Genomic DNA, 19,486 nt, shown 5'->3' with positions numbered 1-19,486 from the left:
GCGCCAACCGGACAAGCGGGAGGTGAGAGTGTTAATAAATCCTTAAAATACGACTCGAGGCAGAGCATCAATCGCCGTGGATCCACCGTAACAGCGGGGCCACAGAGCAGATCGGACATCGCGTCGCCCTAAGGCGGCGCAGGGGCACCCCTTGCGGAGGTGTCATGTTCCAGACCATGCGCTGCCTCATCGTGAAGAGGTGAGACAAGACAATGGTTGCAGCATCCGAGCTGACATATGACATAAACGCCACTGCGGTGCAGATGGCCGAGACCATCTTTGGCGATGGCGTGCAGGTGATCAGCGCAAGCTACACCGGTGACACCCGCGCGTCGGCTATCTATTCCAACGGTGATTCTATTGCGCCCGGTGCGACGCCGTCGGACACCGGCATCATCCTCTCCACCGGGCAGGCCAGCGCCTATACCAACTCAACCGGAGAGGCCAACCAGTCCACCAATCAGACCACCGCAAGCGACGGCCCCAACGGAGATCCCACGTTCAATGCCGCCGCTGGCACGCAGACCTTCGACGCCTCCTATCTGGATGTCACGTTTGTGCCCGATGGCTCGGTGATGACGATTCAATTTGTCTTCGCCTCAGAGGAATACCCGGAATACCAGGATTCTGTCTTTCAGGATTTTGTGGGCGTCTGGGTCAACGGCGAGATGGTCAACCTGGAGTTCGGTAACGGCGATACCGATCCCGGCAACGTGAACTCCAATACGAACTCCAATATCTATCTCGACAACGCCAACGACGACTACAACACCGAAATGGATGGTCTGACCGTCACGATGACGCTGACCATGCAGGTTGATCCGGGCGTGGAAAACACCATCCGGATCGGCATCGCCGATGTGTCGGATGGCAGCTACGACAGCAATCTTCTGATCGCTGCCGATTCGGCACAAACCGATGTGATCGCGCAGACCGATTTCGCCCGTGTTGATGCCAATGGATCCCGGGTGGTCAATGTGCTGGCCAATGACACCAACACCTCCACAAGCACGCTGACGATCACTCATATCAATGGGGTCGCGGTTGTCGCCGGGGACGTTGTTACCCTTGGCACCGGCCAGCAGGTTCAGCTGAATGCAAACGGCACGCTGACCCTGATCGGCGATGGTGACGTCGAGGACTTCGCCTTTACCTATACAGCCAGCAACGGCACCAACAGTGACGTTGGCTATGTCGAGGCCACCAGCATCCCCTGCTTTGTGACCGGCAGTCGCCTGCTGACCGACAAAGGGCTGCAACCTGTCGAGACCCTGCGGCCCGGCGATCTGGTCATGACGCGCGACAACGGCTTGCAGCCGCTACGTTGGATCGGCTCAAGGCAGGTTCAGGCCGAGGGGCGGTTTGCTCCGATCTGTATCAAGGCGGGTGCGCTTGGAGATCATGAAGAACTCTGGGTTTCGCCACAGCACCGCATCTTGCTCAGCGACGGGATGGCAGAGATGCTCTTTGGCGCCCATGAGGTACTGATCGCAGCAAAAGATCTGATCAACGATCAGTCGATTACCCGCCGCCCGGGAGGTCGGGTGACCTATGTGCATGTGATGTTCGATGAGCATCAGCTGGTTATCAGTGAAGGGCTGTTGACCGAGAGTTTCCTGCCGGGACCACAGACCAGCCGACATTTCGACGCTGACGTTCTGGCCGAGTTGCAAGCGCTGTTCCCGGAGCTGGATCCGCTCACCGGAAAAGGGTACGGCCCCGCGGCGCGTCCCAGCCTGCGCAGCTATGAAGCGCGGCTTCTGCGTGCCACGCTTGCAGCGCGCTGATCGGATGAGCTGGCTGGCAACCCGCAGCATCGAACGGGCGTCCATCGCGGTTGCGGTGACTGAACGCGAGACCTGCCTCAACGCTCCCGACGACATTTTGATGACACGGGGCAGCCTGTGTCTGGATCTGTCGCTGGACGAGGCCAGGCCGAGCGGCGACCTGCTGCTGCTGGACCGTTCGGTGGATGATTGCGAAGGTTGGCCGCTGCTGTTGCGGCTCAGACGCAACCTGGGCCGCGGCGTCACCCTGACGCTTAGCCAGCCCGGCTGCCATCTGGACCAACGCATCCTCGCCCCGAACCCTTCGGGCAGCGAAAGCAACGCGGCACGTCTGATCTATTCCTGGGATAGTCTGGCACGCTGGGGGCGACTTGCGCTGATGACCGCCTCGGGGGGCACTATCGCAACGGCCGACCTGCAGGCGCCGCCACCGCTGCGCATCGGCGATGCAAGAACGCTTCTCGCAGCGCTGCCCGCCTCAGCCGAGGCCTGCGGCCTGCTTTCCGTCTCTCTCAGCAGCGAAATCGTACAGATGGCACCACTGGGCGGGCTGGAGCCACACACCAAGGTTGCCACGCCGGACGGCAATATACCCTTGGGGCAGCTGCAACGCGGAGATCTGGTCCTGACACCCGAAGGAGAAGCTGTTCCGGTCCTGCATCGGCTAGATCGCCGCGTCCCCGCGATTGGCCATGATACGCCCCTGCGACTGCGCGCACCGTTCTTCGGGCTGACAGATGACCTGCTGCTGGCGCCGCAGCAGCCACTGGTGGTCTCGGGAACCGATGTCGACTACCTTTTTGGTCGTCCAGACGTCCGTCTGACTGCGGCGATGATGCTGGGGACCGCGCTGGTAACGCAAGCTGATACCGATCCTACCGATGACCCTCAGGCTCCCTTCCCGCTGGTCGATCTGGCGCAGCTCATCCTGCCACGCCATGAGCGTTTCATAGCAGCAGGCACCGCGGTCGAGAGCCTTTATCTGGGGCGTTTGCGCCGCAACCGCGCCGCCTATGACGCCAGCGCACTGACGCATCTGGATCGCAATACGATTCCCGAACATGCAGTGGACCCGGCCCCGTTGCTGCGCAGCTTTGATGCCGCAGTTCTGGCAGAACGACGCATCGCCTGACCACGACGCTTGCCTGAGCCTGTGGGACATTCTAAGGACAAAACGAATGATGTCTCATGGGGTTCTATCGTTCCGTTGCGCCGTTTTCTTGCTCCATTTGTCCTGATCTATCTGCTGTGGGGGCTGGCAGCGGCCGCCGAGACTCTGACTGTCAGCACGGTCACGCGCCCGCCGTTTTCGATGACAGAGGGTGATCGCGACACCGGGTTTTCCATTGATCTGGTGCGCAGCCTGAGCGACCGGCTGGGCTGGGATTATCAGCTGGTGCGGACAGATACATTCGGCGAAATGCTGGATCTGGTGCGCAGCGGCCAGGTGGATATGGCAGCGGCCAATATTTCGATCACCTCGGCACGCGAAACCGAAATGGACTTCAGCCACCCGATCTTCGAAAGCGGTCTGCGGATCATGGTAGCGGCCGCCGATGTCCGTGCGCCCTCATTGATCCGCGTGCTGTTTTCCGCCGACCTGATGCTTGCAATTGCAGTCGCTGTCGTCCTGCTGATGGGGGGCGGGATGCTGATGTGGGGCCTGGAGCGACGTGCCCAGCCCTATTTCGACCGCCCACTGAAAGAGGCCTGGTTCCCCTCCTTCTGGTGGGCGCTGAACCTCGTGGTCAACGGCGGCTTTGAGGAACGCGTCCCACGCACCCCGATTGGGCGCATATTTGGCGTTATCCTCGTCGTCTCATCCCTGTTCGTAGTGTCGCTTTTCGTGGCCAAGATCACAGCTGTCATGACGGTCGAGGCGATCAGCGGGTCGATCAATTCGGTGAATGACCTCTATGACAAGGACGTCGGCACACTCGACGGCTCTACGGCGGCGCGGTTTCTCGAACGCCGTGACATCAGCTATCGCGGATATTCGGATCTGGCGTCCTTGCTGAAGGATTTCGAAAGCGGCGAGACCAGGGTTGTCGTCTTCGACGCCCCGGTTCTGGACCACTACATGGAAGGCGAAGGTCGTCTGCATGGCCGCGCCGTCGGACAGGTATTCCTGCGCGAGGACTACGGCTTGCTGCTCCCCGATAGCTCCGAGCATCTGGAAGATATCAACCGGGCGCTGCTGGCCCTACGCGAAAACGGCGAATACGACGATATCTATCGAAAGTGGTTCGGCAAGGCGCCCTGACCTGACAGCCCGACACCCTGTCGCCGTTTAGGCGGCAGTCTGGTCGGCAGACGCGAGACCTGCGTGCTAGTGCAGGGTTGCAGGCCCGTCGTCAAAAAAGGGCGTCATCTGCGCAACGATCACCGAATTCTCATCCAGTGCACGCTGCATCAGCTCACGTTCCTCATCCGAGATGTCGTGATCCTCGGCCTCGCGATCGGCCAATGTGCCATAGCCGGTGACATCCAGCGGCGCGGTATCGGCCTGCTTCAGAATTGCAACGGTTTCACGCACGGCTTCAGCCTCATCCACGCCAGAGGCATAGATCATCAGGGCGGCACCAGTGGCCCCTTCGGGCAGACCATCACCTTCCTTGCGACCGATCTGAACCACAAGCGTGTAGACCTGCTGACGGGAGATTTTCTTTTTTTCCATGCGCTCGCCATATCCCTGCGGCATGGGTTTGGTCAATACGGATCGCCGCTTGGTCGGGCGATCTAATAGCGGCTGCGCATCTGGTAGCCGGGATGGAAACTCATCCGAACAAAGGTGACCGGCTGGGCCTGAAACCAGGTCGACCGCTCCATCTGGAACAGTGGCGCGCCAACCGGACAGGCAAGATACTCGGCCAATTCAGCATCCGCAGCAATGGCACCAAAGCTCAGCTCGGCGGTGGAAAACGGCACCTCGGCGAGCAGCCATTCATTTGGTCCGACCGCACTAAAATCGGCCTCTGTCACCTTTGGCACCGCGGCGATATTGATCCAGCGATCTTCATATTGGAACGGCTGGTTGTCGCCATAGTGCATGGCGCGCACGTGCAAAACGGGCGACGCTGGTGCCAGTTGCAATTGCGATGCCAGCCAGCCCGGCGCCGGACCCTCTCTCCGGTGGACCAATGCGTAACGGTAGGTGGCATTTCGGTCCTCGACCAGCTGCCGCGTCAGCGTGATCTCCAGCTTGGCTTGTTTCACGGGTAACATTGCCACCCGCGTTCCGCTTTTACGCTTGCGGTCGATGATACCTCGCTCCGCCAGCTCACGCAGCGCACGGTTCACAGTGGCGCGGGCACATCCGAACTCCTCAGCCAGTTCCTGCTCTGTCGGCAACAGGTCGCCCTGCGCCCAGACCCGGTCCTGAATGCGTTTCAGCACGTTGTCACGGACATCCTGAAAACCCATTTTTGTCCGTTCTACCATACCTGTCCCCCAGTCTGCTCGACCACTACTCCAGCAGCCAGCGCGCAGCAGTGTCTTCTGTTAAAGCGCGTCAAGGAGCGCAGCAACCGCTGAGGCATAAGCCGCGATGATCTGATCCCGCTTTGCATGGCGCCCGCCGCTGACGACATGACGCCCTGCAGACCAGACATCGCTGACCACGGAATCATCGGAAGCAAAGCAAAGACCATCAAGGAACTGGTCCGGGCGCAGCGCACATAGTGAGACATGCGTCGTATCAAAAGCCATCAGATCCGCCAGAGCACCGACTTCCAGACGACCGGCCTCGCGGCCAAGCGCCTGCGCACCACCCTCGGCCGCACCCAGATATAGGGTCGTTCCGACGGACCCCTCTTGCGGTACCATCACATTACGCGCCAGATCCCGCAGCCGCTGCGAATATTCAAGCATGCGCAGCTCTTCCGACAGGGAAATCCGCACGTTGGAATCTGATCCGACACCGAAATGCCCTCCGTGGCTCAGAAACGCCGCACCGTTGAAGGGACCGTCGCCCAGGTTGCCTTCGGTAATCGGGCAGAGGCCGGCCACGGCACCGCTCTGCGCCAGATCGCGGGTTTCCTGCGCTGTCATATGGGTCGCATGGATAAGGCACCAATCTGCGCCGACACCGCAATTCTCCAGCAACCACTCTACCGGTCTCGCTCCCAGCCAAGTGCTGATATCGGTCACTTCCTGCGGTTGCTCTGCAATATGTATATGCACCGGCGCGCCCGACCGCAGCGACAGGACCTCTTTCAGATCCTGTGGTGCGGTTGCTCGCAGCGAATGCGGCGCAATGCCGACACGCGCATCCGACGGCAGGCTCTTCGTCACCATCGAACGACAATCGGACAGAAGGTCCGCATAGCGCGCCACATCATTGCCAAACCGCTGCTGACCCCCGGAAAGAGGCACCTGCCCTGCCCCGCCATAGCTGTATAAAACCGGCAGATGGGTCAGTCCGATCCCGGTCAGGTCCGCCGCCGCAAAGACCCGATTGCTCAACTCGCCCAGCGCGGCATAGGGCCGTCCCCCGGGTTGGTGGTGCACATAGTGGAACTCCCCAACCGAGGCATAACCCGCCTCCAGCATTTCCATGAAGACCAGTCCAGCAATCGCCTCATAGTGTTCGGGTGTTAGGTGATCGACAAATTGATACATCAGCTTGCGCCATGACCAGAAACTCTCTTTCCCCGAGACGCGCGTTTCGGTCATGCCCGCCATGGCCCGCTGGAAACTGTGAGAATGCAGATTGGCGAGGGCCGGGACCAGCGCCATGACACAATGATCTTGAGGCTGTGCAAACGCGCCGGGTTCAAGCGTGACGATCCGGCCATCCGCAACCGTCAATCGCAGATCAATGACCCACCCCTGAGGCAGGCGCGCGTGGTGTGCAAATATTGACTGCATTTGCCCCTCTTATGTATAGACATAATAATGTTATATACATACATTCATATCATCAAGCTTTTTGCGAGGATGCCATGAACAGCCCCCGTTCCTATCTGATCTGCGACGCTACGCTAGCCACGATGGCCGATAGGGACGTCCCCTACGGTCTGATCAGAGACGGTATCGTCGCAGTGAAAGACGGCAGCATCCAGTGGGTCGGCCCAGAGGATCAGCTGCCTGAAGACTATGAAAACTGGGGTCGTGTCTCGATGGGTGGGCGCCTGATCACACCGGGTCTGGTCGACTGTCACACCCATATCGTCTTTGGCGGCAACCGGGCGCTGGAGTTCGAAATGCGCCTGAATGGGGCCTCTTATGAAGAGGTCGCACGCGCTGGGGGTGGCATCGTTTCGACCGTTTCAGCCACCCGCGAGGCGTCGCTGGAGCAGCTGGTACAGGGTGCGCTGCCGCGTCTGGATGCCCTGATCGCCGAAGGTGCCACGGTGGTGGAGGTGAAATCCGGCTACGGGCTGGGCCTGACCACGGAGCTGAACATGCTGCGCGCCGCCCGCCGTCTGGGCGAACTGCGCCCGGTGACGGTCAAGACCACCTTCCTTGGCGCCCATGCCACGCCGGGCGAGTACAAGGGCCGGGACGACGACTACATCGATCAGGTCTGCATCCCCGCCCTGCGCGCCGCTTTTGCGGAGGGGCTGGTGGATGCGGTCGACGGCTTCTGCGAAAACATCGCGTTTTCCCCCGCGCAGATCGAACGGGTGTTCAAGGCGGCGCAGGAGCTGGGCCTGCCGGTGAAACTGCACGCCGAACAGCTGAGCCACCAGGGCGGCACCGCGCTGGCCGCGCGCTATGGCGCGTTGTCAGTCGATCACGTGGAATACGCCAGTGAAGACGATGCCAGGGCGATGGCCGCCGCGGGCTCCGTCGCGGTGATCCTGCCCGGCGCCTTCTACACCATCCGCGAAACCCAGATGCCGCCGGTTGATCATTTCCGGACCCACGGCGTGCCGATGGCGCTGGCGACCGACTGCAACCCCGGCTCCTCGCCGCTGACCTCGCTCCTGCTGACGATGAACATGGGCTGCACCCTGTTCCGGATGACCCCGGAGGAGGCGCTGGCAGGCGTCACCCGCAACGCAGCCCGCGCGCTGGGGCTGGCGGACCGGGGACAGATCGCTGAGGGTATGCGCGCCGATCTGGCGGTCTGGGACGTGGAAACGCCCGGCGAGCTCGCCTACCGCATCGGCTTCAACCCGCTTTACACCCGTATCTATGAGGGCAAACAATGATCGAGATGATCCCCGGCACGGTGACGCTGTCCACGCTGGAAGATATCTACCGCAACCTGACCCCGGCCAGGCTGGATGCCTCGGCCCGTGCGCCGGTGGAGGCCGCAGCGCAGATGGTGGCCGATGCCGCTGCCGGAGAAGAGGCGGTCTATGGCATCAACACCGGCTTCGGCAAACTGGCCTCGACCAAGATCGCGCCGGAAGACACCGCCACCCTGCAGCGCAACCTGATCCTCAGCCATTGCTGCGGGGTAGGGGAGGCGCTGCCGGAGGACAAGACCCGGCTGATGATGACGCTGAAACTCCTGTCGATGGGCCGCGGCGCCTCCGGCGTGCGCTGGCTGGTGATCGAGCAGATCGAGCAGATGCTGGAACGCGGCGTGGTGCCGGTGATCCCGTCGCAGGGCTCGGTCGGCGCCTCTGGTGACCTGGCGCCGCTGGCGCATATGGCGGCGGCGATGATCGGGGCAGGGGAGGCCACGTTTGAGGGCACCCGCATGTCCAGCCTTGATGCCCTTAAAAAGGCCGGGTTAGAGCCTATTGTGCTGGGTCCCAAGGAAGGCCTGGGGCTGATCAACGGCACCCAGTTCTCCACCGCCTGCGCCTTGGCCGGTTTGTTTGACGCCTGGCGCATGGCGGAGGCCTCGATGGCGATTGCCTCGCTCACCACCGACGCTATCATGGGCTCCACCGCGCCGCTGGTGGCCGACATCCACTCCCTGCGCGGCCATGCCGGGCAGATCGACGTGGCCCGCGAAATGCGCGCGATCATGGATGGGTCCGAAATCCGCGAAAGCCACCGCGAGGATGACACCCGGGTGCAGGATCCTTACTGCATCCGCTGCCAGCCGCAGGTGGTGGGCGCGGCGCTGGACGTGCTGCGGATGGCTGCCCGGACGTTGGAGATCGAGGCCAACGCCGTAACCGATAATCCGCTGGTGCTGGTGAACGAAGGCCGGATCGTTTCGGGTGGCAACTTCCATGCGGAATACGTGGGCTTTGCCGCCGATCAGATCGCGCTGGCGGTGGCCGAAATCGGCGCTATTGCGCAGCGGCGGGTGGCCTTGATGGTGGACCCGACGCTGAGCCACGACCTGCCGCCGTTCCTGACGCCTGACCCGGGTCTCAACTCCGGCTTCATGATTGCCGAAGTGACCACCGCCGCGCTGATGAGCGAGAACAAGCACCTGGCCAACCCCTGCGTGACCGACTCGACGCCCACATCGGCCAACCAGGAGGACCACGTGTCGATGGCGGCCCATGGCGCGCTGCGTCTGGGACGGATGAACGCCAATCTGTCGGTGATCCTGGGCGTCGAAATGCTCTGTGCTGCGCAAGGGGTGGAGGCGCGTGCGCCGCTGCAGACCTCCGCGCGGCTGCAGGACGTGCTGGCAATGCTGCGGGCCGATATCCCCGCGCTGGCAGAGGACCGCTATCTGGCGCCGGATATTGAATCCGCCAGCGCCATGGTCCGCGCAGGCCGGGTTGCTGAGGCCGCTGGCGTGAAGGTGGCGGCATGATCGAAGTGACCCAAGGCAGCTCGCCGCTGGTACTAGGCTTGCCCCACACCGGCACCGATGTGCCAGCGGAAATCTGGGAGTGTCTGAACGAGACGGGCAAGGCGCTAGCGGATACAGACTGGCATATCCATGACCTCTATGCCGGGCTGGCAGAGGACATCACAACCGTCCGTACGCCAAGCCACCGCTATGTGATCGACGTGAACCGCGATCCGGGTGGTATCAGTCTCTATCCCGGGCAAAACACCACCACTCTGGTGCCGCTCACGGATTTTGACGGGCTGCCGATCTGGCAAGAGGGCAAGGAGCCGGGTGAGGCGGAAATCGCGCGCCGCCGCGACGCCTATCACGCGCCCTATCACGCGGCGCTGATGGCAGAGCTGGAGCGGGTAAAGGCGATCCACGGTTTTGCGATCCTTTATGACTGCCATTCGATCCGCGGCGATATTCCTTTCCTGTTCGAGGGCCGCCTGCCGGATTTCAACGTCGGCACCAACATGGGCGAAACCTGCGATCCGTCTATCGAAGCCCTCACCGTGGCCCGTTGCGAGGCGGCGGAGGGTTATACCTCCACTCTGAACGGGCGCTTCAAGGGCGGCTGGACCACCCGCCACTATGGCCGCCCCGCCGAAGGCCTGCACGCGATCCAGATGGAGCTGGCGCAGGCCACCTACTGCCAGGAAAGCCCGCCCTGGACCTACCTGCCGGAGCGCGCGGAACAGCTGCGCGCCCATCTCACCAAAATTCTCACCGATCTTCAGACCTGGAGGCCCGCATGAGCGATCCCCGCAAGAACACCCGCGACATCTTCCCGCCCACCGGCCCGGAAATCACCGCCAAGTCCTGGATGACTGAGGCGCCGATGCGGATGATGATGAACAACCTGCATCCAGACGTGGCCGAAAACCCGCATGAGCTGGTGGTCTACGGCGGCATCGGCCGCGCCGCGCGCACCTGGAAGGATTTCGACATGATCGTCGAGACCCTGAAGAACCTGGAGGAAGACCAGACCCTGATGGTGCAGTCCGGCAAGCCGGTGGGCGTGTTCCAGACCCACAAGGACGCGCCGCGGGTGCTGATCGCCAACTCCAACCTGGTGCCGCATTGGGCCAACTGGGACCATTTCAACGAGCTCGATAAGAAGGGTCTGATGATGTACGGCCAGATGACGGCCGGCTCCTGGATCTATATCGGCACGCAGGGCATCGTGCAGGGCACTTACGAGACCTTTGCCGAGGCCGGCCGCCAGCATTATGGCGGCGACCTCAAGGGCAAATGGATCCTGACCGGCGGCCTCGGCGGCATGGGCGGCGCCCAGCCGCTGGCCGCTGTCTTCGCCGGCGCCTGCTGCCTCGCGGTGGAGTGCAACCCGGACTCGATCGACTTCCGCCTGCGCACCAAATACCTGGACGAAAAGGCCGAAACCCTGGACGAGGCGCTGGAGATGATCGAGCGCTGGACCGCGGCGGGCGAAGCGAAATCCGTGGGCCTTCTGGGCAACGCGGCAGAGATCTTCCCGGAGCTGGTGGAGCGCGCCAAGGCAGGCGGCATCCGCCCCGATATCGTGACCGACCAGACCTCTGCCCATGACCCGGTCAACGGCTACCTGCCGCTGGGCTGGACCATGGGCGAGTGGAAGGAGCGCCGGGTATCGGAGCCGAAAGCGGTGGAAATGGCCGCCCGTGCCAGCATGCGCGTGCAGGTGAAGGCGATGTGCGATTTCCACGCGATGGGCGTGCCGACGGTGGATTACGGCAACAACATCCGCCAGATGGCGCTGGAGGAGGGGCTGGAAAACGCCTTTGACTTCCCCGGCTTCGTGCCCGCCTACATCCGCCCGCTGTTCTGCCGCGGCATCGGCCCGTTCCGCTGGGCCGCACTCTCGGGCGATCCGGAGGATATCCGCAAGACCGACGCCAAGATGAAGGAGCTGTTCCCGGAGAACGAGGGACTGCACCGCTGGCTGGACATGGCGCAGGAGCGCATCGCGTTCCAGGGCCTGCCCGCGCGGATCTGCTGGATCGGCCTCGGCGACCGCCACAAGGCGGGCCTTTCCTTCAACGAGATGGTCCGCAACGGCGAGCTGAAGGCGCCGGTGGTCATTGGCCGCGACCATCTGGATTCGGGTTCCGTGGCCTCCCCGAACCGCGAGACCGAGGCGATGATGGACGGCTCCGACGCGGTGTCCGACTGGCCGCTGCTGAACGCGCTGTTGAACACCGCCTCCGGTGCGACCTGGGTGTCGCTGCACCACGGCGGCGGCGTTGGCATGGGCTTCTCGCAGCATTCCGGCGTGGTCATCTGCTGCGACGGCACCGAGGACGCCGACCGCCGCATCGGCCGCGTGCTGTGGAACGACCCGGCCACCGGCGTCATGCGCCATGCGGATGCAGGCTATGACATTGCCAAGGACTGCGCGCGCGAACACGGGCTGAACCTGCCCGGTATCCTCTAACGCCAATGGGGCTCTGCCCCTCGGCCTAACGGCCTCACCCCGGAGTATTTCGAGAAAAGTGACAGCTCGGCCTACCTGTCATCTTTCCAAAAATACTCTGGGATCCGGGGCAAGGCCCCGGCGATTAGCACAAATAAAAACGCGCCCTGTGGGGCGCGTTCCATGAGCTCGAACTGCAGGGATGGGATCAGTCGCGCAGCAGCTCGTTGATCCCGGTCTTGGATCGGGTTCTTTCGTCTACCCGTTTCACGATCACCGCACAGTAGAGGTTGACGCCATTTTTTGAGGGCATGGAGCCGGCGACCACCACCGAATAAGGCGGCACTTCGCCATACATGACTTCACCGGTCTCGCGGTCCACGATCTTGGTAGATTGGCCGATGAACACACCCATTCCAAGGACAGATCCTTCACGCACGATGCAGCCTTCAACCACTTCGGAGCGCGCGCCAATAAAGCAATTGTCTTCAATGATGGTCGGGCCTGCCTGCATCGGCTCCAACACACCGCCAATACCGACACCACCGGAAAGATGCACATTCTTGCCGATCTGAGCGCAGGAGCCAACGGTTGCCCAGGTGTCGACCATCGTGCCTTCGTCGACATAGGCACCAAGGTTCACGAAGGATGGCATCAGGACCACGCCGGGGGCGATATAGGCCGATTTGCGAACAACGCAGTTGGGAACGGCCCGGAATCCCGCCTCTTTCCATTCGGATGCGCGCCACCCTTTGAACTTGCTATCGACCTTGTCCCACCACCCAGAACCCTGGGGGCCGCCGGATTGCTCTTCCATATCCTTGATGCGGAAGCCCAGAAGAACGGCTTTCTTGGCCCATTGATTGACATGCCAATCCCCGTTGTCCTGGCGCTCGGCCACGCGCAGTTTACCCGAATCCAGGGCGTTCAACGTGTCTTCGATAGCCTCGCGCTGCTCACCTGTGGTGGCGGATGTGATGGTGTCACGGGCCTCCCAAGCGGCCTCGATTGCGGTTTCCAGCTGGGCGTTGGACATCTGGGGTTTCTCCGGCGTGTGGTTGGTTTCGCCGCTACATAACCTCATTTTACTCCGGGGTCATGTGCGGATTGCGTCAATATCCCCACCCGCAGCGGCCAATCGTGGCGGCAGCGGCGTGGTTCTAGCGGACCCGCCGCAGATGGCGGCGTAGAATATCGCAGGCGGTGGTTACATCCCGACGTCGCATGGCCTGCACGATCAGCGCATGATCGGTGTCGACACGTTGGCTCCAGCGGTGTTTCCAATTGGCAAAAAGATGACGGGCCGAGGCAATATGCAGGTCGTCAATTGTCGCCAACAAACGCGGCATTGCACAGGGCGACAAGATGACCCGGTGAAAGGCGCGGTTCTTTTGCTCCCAATCGGCCATGTCTGTTGCGGCATCGCAGGCGAGTCTTGCGGTGTCTGCCGCTTCCAGCTCCGAGGGTCCCAGATGGGCAAAGGCGTTTTGCAAGGCCAACAGCTCCAGCGAGACGCGCATTTCGATGACTTCGCGTATTTCCGAAGGGTCCAATGCTGTCACCCGCATGCCACGCCGTGGAATCGACTGGGCAAGTCCGTGCGCCTCCAGTCGCAACAGGGCCTCGCGCACCGGAACGTGGCTGGCGTTGAACTCGCGTGCAATATGGTCCTGACGCAGCTTTTCGCCGGCAGGCAGAGCGCCGGTCACGATCCGTTCGCTCAGCGCGTGGTAAATTCGGTCGGAGATCGTAGCGCTCATGCAGCGTCGCTCCGACGTCGGGGCTCGATCACAGATCCCGGCCCAGCGCTATGCAGGATCATGAGGTGCCTCCAACTGGATCATTGGCGATATTGCCACCGCAGAGCAGCACCGCAACCCGCTCACCTGCTGCCGGCTGGTAGATGCCGCTGGTCAGAGCAGCCAATGCGGTTGCCCCTGCCGGCTCCACCAGCAGGCGGCGTTCCTGCCACAGCGCCGTCTGGGCCGCGGTGATTGCATCGTCGGGCACCGTCACCGAGGTCACCGCATGTGATTGAGCCTCAGCCAGCTCGTAGCAGATATTGCCGATCCGCCGCGCGCCGAGAGCATTTGCAGCCACGCCTGAAACCTCAACATCGACGGGCTTGCCGGCGGCAAGCGCGCTATTTAAGGCCGAACTGGTTTCCGGCTCAACCGCCACGATCTTCTTCGATCCGCCGTACCAGGCCATGGCGCCCGCTATCAGCCCGCCTCCGCCCACCGCAATCAATAGCGTGTCAGCCACGAGCCCCTGTGCGTCCCATTCCGCAAAGCAGGTGCCCTGCCCGATAACCGTTGCCGGTGCGTCATAGGCATGGACCTGCATTGCACCAGTCCGCTGCTCGTAGGCCTGCGCTTTCTCAAGGGCATTGGCATAGGCGCCCGGAACAACCTCGAGATCCGCGCCGCAGGCTCTGATCAATGCGATCTTTGCCGGGCCAGCCATTTCCGGAACATATACACGCGCGCGAAAGCCGAGCCTCTTGGCAGCGTAGGCGACCGCCGCGCCATGATTGCCGCCGGATGCAGCCACCAGCCCAGCCTCCGGCACCGATCCGCCCAAAAGCGTGTTGAAGGCACCACGCGCCTTGAAGCTGCCGGTGTGCTGCATATGCTCCAGCTTCATCATGATCGGATGGTCGAAGCCGAAGCCAACGGTTTCCAATATCGGTGTGCGTTGAATATAAGGGCGGATCCGCGTTTCAGCGGCGCCAATATCTTGTGTCCAATGCATGAGCAGTCCTCTTTTCCCGTCGGCGCGCTGACCGTAAGCCCTGTGCCAGCTTGTGCAAGCCCTCCTTGCATCTTCGATGGGCTTCACCCCGGATCACCTTCATATCAAGGCGATGGATCCGGGCTAGCGTCACGCCCGCCAAAGCGGTAGAAATAGAACTCCGTATTTTTTTGAAATAACATAGCAGGTTTGCAATGAATGACGATCGCCATAGCCGATTCCGGGATGCACATTCTGACAGGGATCGCGCCGAGCATATGCCATCGACACCGCAGACCGAATCTCCGGCATACCGGCTGGCCTTTGCAGATGAAGATTTTCTCTGTCGCGAGGAGCTGCGCCCGGTTCGGTTGCAGCTTGAGCTGCTGAAACCGCAGTTGATGCTGGATGAGCATGGTATCGAAAGCACCATCGTCATGTTTGGTGGTGCACGTATCCCGGCGCCAAAAGACAAGGCGCAAGCGCGCACGCAGACGCTTCGGGACCTGTCCCATTTCTATGATGAAGCCCGCAAGTTCGCCAAGCTCATGACCGAGAAATCAATGACCACAGGTGGCAGGAAAGATGTCATCGTGACCGGCGGCGGACCTGGGGTGATGGAAGCAGGCAATCGCGGCGCAGTTGACGCCGGCGGTGCCTCTGTCGGGCTGAATATCGTGCTGCCCCATGAGCAGGCACCAAATGAATTCGTCACGCCGGAACTCTGCTTTAACTTCCACTATTTTGCGATCCGGAAGATGCATTTCCTGATGCGCGCCCGGGCCATTACCGTGTTTCCCGGCGGCTTTGGCACGCTGGACGAGATGTTCGAAAGCCTGACGCTGATCCAGACCGGCCGTATGGAACGCGTACCGTTCCTGCTGTTTGGTCGTGAGTTCTGGGAAAAAATCATCAACTGGGACGCTCTGGCGGATGCCGGAACCATCTCGGAGGAAGATCTTGACCTGTTCCGGTTCGTGGAAACCGCCGAGGAGGCGATTCACATCATCGACAACTGGGAGCCGGCACCGCCCCGTGACAGCTTGCCCGGTCGTAACGGCTGATCACCCAGGAATCCCCGTCGCCCCGCCAAGCGCGCGTGGCGGGGCCTGCCGAAGGGAACCGTCCCTTGAAAGGGATGGCTCAGGCGAATTCAGGCGGCAGAACACCCAGAGGCTTGCCGTGGGGCAGACGTGTCAGAACTTGCGCGCCTTCTATATCCTTGATCGCATAACCATAGCCACGCAGGCGAAACTTCCATTCACGCGGGCTCAACGCCTTGCCACGTTCCTCGCGAACCAGATCCAATACGGTGGGCTCAATCGGCGCAGCGGCCGCTGTATGACTTGCCATGATCTCTTTCCCTTCCATCGACTGTCTACAATCTGGAAACTGTTCTGTTGGAATGGCGGAAATGTACCCGGATTGTGGAAATTTCTGGGCAGCACCGCTATTCTTGATGCGCGCAGCAGTAAATACGCGCCGACAACGCAAGATCAGACCAGCTGGCGACGATGCAATCGATGACCGCTCCTGTTCCCCGGTCGCGACAGTTCTCAATCATCAGAATCGGTCAAATTTAATGCTATTGTTCACAATGTGAGGCTTTGGCGCCGAAACGCCATTTTTCGCAGCCCCTAGGAGCGACATCCGAGAGGGAGCCAGGGCGATCAGGTTAAGCCTCTGAATAAACAGAAATATCAAGCGCATCACAGAACTGAAACTTGGGGTACCGACCGGCCCAGTTCGTTCCCTTTCTATCTGTAGCGGCGTCGAGCGCCCCAAAAATTCCCCAAGAATCGGCCCATCAGCGCCACATTCATTGACCAGATTGACGACAACCCAAGTGGAGTTGTCGCATGCCCCGAGTTTCGGATTATTCAGCCCTTCTATACTACCTCGACGGCGACCACTTCCGTTGGAATGCCCCGGCGGATCTGGGAACGCAGGCCATCATCACCTACAGCTTTACCGAAACAGGTAGCCTCGCGGATCCGGCTGAGAGCGACCCCTATGGCGCGACCGAATATTGGGCCTTTGATGACGATCAACGCGATCTGTTTCGCGAAAGCCTGTCTCAATACGAAGATATTTCGGGGGTGCGTTTCATCGAAGTCGAAGGCCGAGGCATGATCAATGCCTTTGGCTCAACCGGTAGCACGGCGGGCGGCTGGGCCAATATTGCGATGTCCGGGGATGGCTTCACCGGTCGCGGTGACCTGACCATCGACACAGCCATCATGACCAAGGGTACCTATGGTTATGTTACGCTTTTGCATGAGGTCGGCCATGCCCTTGGCCTGCAGCATTCGCATGATGGCGGGCTGACGCTGGACCACCACGCCGACACGCCTGAAAACACGGTAATGACATACAATCACAGCCCTACATATGTAACGGAGCTGGGTTCGTTCGACATTCAGGCGATGCAGCACGTTTATGGTAGCAGCGACAGCTTCGCAGGTTGGCAGATCCTCGGCGGTGGCAGTGATCCCATTATCATCCGAAGCACAAACGCGGCGGAAACGGTGATCGGCACCGACCAGAACACCACGATCAACGCCAGAGGTGGTAATGACCATGTTCAGGGGCGCGAGGCAGATGATACCCTGCGCGGTGCCGGTGGTAGCGATACTATAATCGGGGGCTTGGGCGAAGACCGGCTGTTCGGCGGCAGTGGTGCAGATCTCTTGATAGGCGGCACCACTGATGATGCCTATTCCGGCGGTAGCGATAGCGACATCCTCCACGGCAAGCGTGGGCACGACCTGCTCCATGGCGGATCCGGCGACGATCAACTGCTGGGCGGGGTCGGGCGTGACACGCTGGTCGGCGGCGATGGCAGCGATACGCTGACCGGCGGCTCCGGTGCGGATACTTTTGTCTTTGATCAGGCAGATGCCTATGACGTCAACCGGATCACCGACTTTGGCCGTGGCGCAGATGTGATTGACGTGTCTGGCCTCTGGATCGGCAGTCTCGACCAGCTCGACATCGTCGAAGATAACGGCAGCACCACCATCTCCTATTCCAATTGGTTCGAAGTGGAATTGACCAACTACACCGACACCCTCACGGGAGCGGATTTCATATTCAGTTGAGGCAGCCGGGGACCTGCCTGGAGGTCGAGGTCAGGGGTTTAGCCCCGCCTCGGCCTCAATCTGTTTACGGCTCTTGCGCGCACGCTCGGTAGCCGATTTCAACTGACCACAGGCCGCCAGAATGTCCTCACCCCGTGGTGTACGGATCGGAGAGGCATAGCCGGCCTGATAAATGATGTTGGCAAAGGCGTGAATCCGGTTGTTTGACGAACGCGTATAGGGCGAACCTGGCCATTCATTGAATGGGATCAGATTGACCTTCGCCGGGATCCCATCAATCAGCTCAACCAGACGATGGGCGTCTTCGTCGCTGTCATTCACGCCGTTCAACATCACATATTCAAAAGTGATCCGCTCCGAATTGGTCAGGCGCGGATAGGCGCGGAGCGCGTCCAGAAGTGTTTCGATATTCCAGCGTTTGTTGATCGGTACCAGTTTGTCGCGCACCTCATCGGTGGTCGCATGAAAGGACACAGCCAGCAGGCAGCCGATTTCCTCGGCCGTGCGCGCGATTTCCGGCACCACACCGGAAGTTGACAGGGTAATGCGACGCCGCGACAGGCTGATCCCCTCGGGGTCCATCGCGATCTTCATCGCGTCGCGCACGTTGTCAAAGTTGTAGAGCGGCTCTCCCATCCCCATCAGCACGATATTCGACAGCAAGCGCGTCTCATCCTTGGGCGCGCCGGGAACCGGCCATTCGTCCAGATCGTCACGCGCCATCATGATTTGGCCAACGATCTCGGCCGCCGTCAGGTTACGGACCAGTTTCTGCGTGCCGGTATGGCAGAACGAACAGGTCAGGGTGCAGCCCACCTGCGAGGAAATACACAGTGTACCGCGCCCTTCCTCAGGGATGTAGACCACCTCGACCTCATGGCCGCCAGCGATACGCACCAGATACTTGCGCGTGCCATCGGTAGAGACCTGTTTGCTCACCACCTCGGGAATCGCGATTTCAAAATGCTCGTCCAGCTGCGCGCGATAAGCCTTTGCGAGATTCGTCATCTCCGCAAAGTCGCGCTTGCCCCATTGATAGATCCACTGCCAGATCTGCCCGACCCGCATTTTGGCCTGCTTTTCCGGCGTACCATGTGCGATCAGTGTTTCCCGCAACTGGTCGCGGGTCAGACCTACTAGATTGATCTTGCCGCCCTCAGGCATCTTGCGAGGCAGGGTCAGGACGTCCTGGGTGATCGGCGCATTGGCGGTCATGGCAAAAAGACTCGGTCTGTTTGGGTGGATGCGGCTCTATATAGGATTCTTGCCAAAGATCAAAAGGAATCCTCCCGATTTTGCTTCGGCACTCTCTTACCGGGCGTAATCCATCAGCGCGTCGACCCGATCCCGTGTCAGGCCAATACGACAGGATAGAACCGCGATACCGGTTCCCGAACCGCCGGCAAAGGTCTCCCCGACAAACGCGCAATGATCGTCACGGAACGTCTCCCAGGATGCCTGCCCCGCCTCCAGTGCAGGGATTGCGGCAGGTCGTCCGGTGGTATCATCAAGTTCGGCCATCGTATTGCGGGCATAATCAAACGCCTGTGAAAGAGCCATATTGGCGCGGGTTTCATCCGCCTCAAGGCAGCTGCGCAGGTCAACCTGAGAAACAGCACCGCTGCATTCCATTGCAGGATCCGCCAGAACCGGCAACGGCAATGCCAAGGCGAGTGTGACGATGTGGCGCCGCATGATGTGGAACTCCTAGGGTGTCATGACAGATGTTATCGGGCCGGGCAAAACACCTCCG

18 protein-coding genes are annotated in these 19,486 nt (G+C 61.1%); 9 read left to right on the top strand and 9 right to left on the bottom strand.

All coding sequences use genetic code 11. From position 1 onward, the window contains the following. Window positions 1-212 precede the first annotated feature (212 nt). The 3 genes from WLQ66_RS15480 (at window position 213) to WLQ66_RS15470 (ending at window position 4,050) form a co-directional block, all read left to right on the top strand. On the top strand, window positions 213-1,787 hold the full coding sequence (locus WLQ66_RS15480) for a Hint domain-containing protein (protein ID WP_340547222.1): 1,575 nt from the start codon (window positions 213-215) through the stop codon (window positions 1,785-1,787). Window positions 1,788-1,791: 4 nt separating this feature from the next. Further along, on the top strand, window positions 1,792-2,919 hold the full coding sequence (locus WLQ66_RS15475; RefSeq protein WP_340547221.1) for a Hint domain-containing protein: 1,128 nt from the start codon (window positions 1,792-1,794) through the stop codon (window positions 2,917-2,919). Between the two features lie 75 nt (window positions 2,920-2,994). Beyond that, window positions 2,995-4,050 carry a transporter substrate-binding domain-containing protein gene (locus WLQ66_RS15470; RefSeq protein WP_340547220.1) on the top strand — a complete coding sequence of 352 codons (1,056 nt, stop codon included), beginning with the start codon at window positions 2,995-2,997 and terminating at the stop codon, window positions 4,048-4,050. Window positions 4,051-4,116: 66 nt separating this feature from the next. On the opposite strand, the gene WLQ66_RS15465 is transcribed toward WLQ66_RS15470, so the two are convergent. The 3 genes from WLQ66_RS15465 to WLQ66_RS15455 form a co-directional block, all read right to left on the bottom strand. Beyond that, window positions 4,117-4,464 (bottom strand): DUF8846 family protein, encoded by a 348-nt coding sequence (locus tag WLQ66_RS15465; protein WP_340547219.1) that lies wholly within the window; start codon window positions 4,462-4,464, stop codon window positions 4,117-4,119. A 62-nt stretch (window positions 4,465-4,526) separates the two neighbouring features. After that, window positions 4,527-5,228 (bottom strand): histidine utilization transcriptional repressor HutC, encoded by a 702-nt coding sequence (gene hutC, locus WLQ66_RS15460; RefSeq protein WP_340547218.1) that lies wholly within the window; start codon window positions 5,226-5,228, stop codon window positions 4,527-4,529. A gap of 60 nt (window positions 5,229-5,288) precedes the next feature. Then, complete coding sequence (locus tag WLQ66_RS15455) at window positions 5,289-6,656, bottom strand: formimidoylglutamate deiminase (RefSeq protein WP_340547217.1); 1,368 nt, start codon at window positions 6,654-6,656, stop codon at window positions 5,289-5,291. 74 nt (window positions 6,657-6,730) lie between these two features. On the opposite strand from WLQ66_RS15455, the gene hutI reads away from it, so the two are divergent. The 4 genes from hutI to hutU are packed head-to-tail and all read left to right on the top strand — an operon-like array spanning window position 6,731 to window position 11,920. Then, window positions 6,731-7,945, top strand: coding sequence for an imidazolonepropionase (hutI, locus tag WLQ66_RS15450; protein ID WP_340547216.1), 1,215 nt, complete (start codon window positions 6,731-6,733; stop codon window positions 7,943-7,945). Then, a complete protein-coding gene (hutH, locus tag WLQ66_RS15445; RefSeq protein ID WP_340547215.1) occupies window positions 7,942-9,465 on the top strand; it encodes a histidine ammonia-lyase in 1,524 nt (507 codons plus the stop codon). Before hutI ends, hutH begins: the two co-directional genes overlap by 4 nt. Next, complete coding sequence (gene hutG, locus WLQ66_RS15440) at window positions 9,462-10,244, top strand: N-formylglutamate deformylase (protein ID WP_340547214.1); 783 nt, start codon at window positions 9,462-9,464, stop codon at window positions 10,242-10,244. Before hutH ends, hutG begins: the two co-directional genes overlap by 4 nt. After that, window positions 10,241-11,920 (top strand): urocanate hydratase, encoded by a 1,680-nt coding sequence (gene hutU, locus WLQ66_RS15435; protein WP_340547213.1) that lies wholly within the window; start codon window positions 10,241-10,243, stop codon window positions 11,918-11,920. The genes hutG and hutU overlap by 4 nt, the downstream gene beginning before the upstream one ends. Window positions 11,921-12,107: 187 nt before the next feature. Here the strand turns inward: hutU and dapD are convergent, their stop codons facing one another. The 3 genes from dapD to WLQ66_RS15420 all read right to left on the bottom strand — a co-directional run bounded on the left by dapD (window position 12,108) and on the right by WLQ66_RS15420 (window position 14,653). After that, complete coding sequence (gene dapD / locus WLQ66_RS15430; protein ID WP_340547212.1) at window positions 12,108-12,935, bottom strand: 2,3,4,5-tetrahydropyridine-2,6-dicarboxylate N-succinyltransferase; 828 nt, start codon at window positions 12,933-12,935, stop codon at window positions 12,108-12,110. 124 nt (window positions 12,936-13,059) lie between these two features. Then, a complete protein-coding gene (locus tag WLQ66_RS15425; RefSeq protein WP_340547211.1) occupies window positions 13,060-13,659 on the bottom strand; it encodes a GntR family transcriptional regulator in 600 nt (199 codons plus the stop codon). A 58-nt stretch (window positions 13,660-13,717) separates the two neighbouring features. Further along, a complete protein-coding gene (locus tag WLQ66_RS15420; RefSeq protein ID WP_340547210.1) occupies window positions 13,718-14,653 on the bottom strand; it encodes a threonine/serine dehydratase in 936 nt (311 codons plus the stop codon). A gap of 194 nt (window positions 14,654-14,847) precedes the next feature. On the opposite strand from WLQ66_RS15420, the gene WLQ66_RS15415 reads away from it, so the two are divergent. Next, on the top strand, window positions 14,848-15,696 hold the full coding sequence (locus WLQ66_RS15415) for an LOG family protein (protein WP_340547209.1): 849 nt from the start codon (window positions 14,848-14,850) through the stop codon (window positions 15,694-15,696). A gap of 79 nt (window positions 15,697-15,775) precedes the next feature. On the opposite strand, the gene WLQ66_RS15410 is transcribed toward WLQ66_RS15415, so the two are convergent. Further along, the gene (locus tag WLQ66_RS15410; RefSeq protein ID WP_340547208.1) at window positions 15,776-15,985 is read right to left on the bottom strand and encodes a hypothetical protein; all 210 of its coding nucleotides are present in this window, start codon (window positions 15,983-15,985) and stop codon (window positions 15,776-15,778) included. Window positions 15,986-16,491: 506 nt separating this feature from the next. Between WLQ66_RS15410 and WLQ66_RS15405 the strand changes: the two genes are divergently transcribed. After that, window positions 16,492-17,733: a metallopeptidase gene (locus WLQ66_RS15405; RefSeq protein ID WP_340547207.1), complete on the top strand. Its 1,242-nt coding sequence runs from the start codon at window positions 16,492-16,494 to the stop codon at window positions 17,731-17,733. A 30-nt stretch (window positions 17,734-17,763) separates the two neighbouring features. Here WLQ66_RS15405 and rlmN read toward each other — a convergent pair whose 3' ends face one another. After that, complete coding sequence (gene rlmN, locus WLQ66_RS15400) at window positions 17,764-18,948, bottom strand: dual-specificity RNA methyltransferase RlmN (RefSeq protein ID WP_340547206.1); 1,185 nt, start codon at window positions 18,946-18,948, stop codon at window positions 17,764-17,766. A 96-nt stretch (window positions 18,949-19,044) separates the two neighbouring features. Next, window positions 19,045-19,428, bottom strand: a complete 384-nt coding sequence (locus WLQ66_RS15395) for a lysozyme inhibitor LprI family protein (RefSeq protein WP_340547205.1) — start codon at window positions 19,426-19,428, stop codon at window positions 19,045-19,047. Between the last annotated feature and the right edge of the window lie 58 nt (window positions 19,429-19,486).

Source organism: Phaeobacter sp. A36a-5a, from assembly GCF_037911135.1.
GTDB classification, from domain to species: Bacteria; Pseudomonadota; Alphaproteobacteria; order Rhodobacterales; family Rhodobacteraceae; genus Phaeobacter; species Phaeobacter bryozoorum.
Note: the sequence above shows the minus strand (reverse complement) of the source record. Positions and strands in the feature narration are given on the sequence as shown.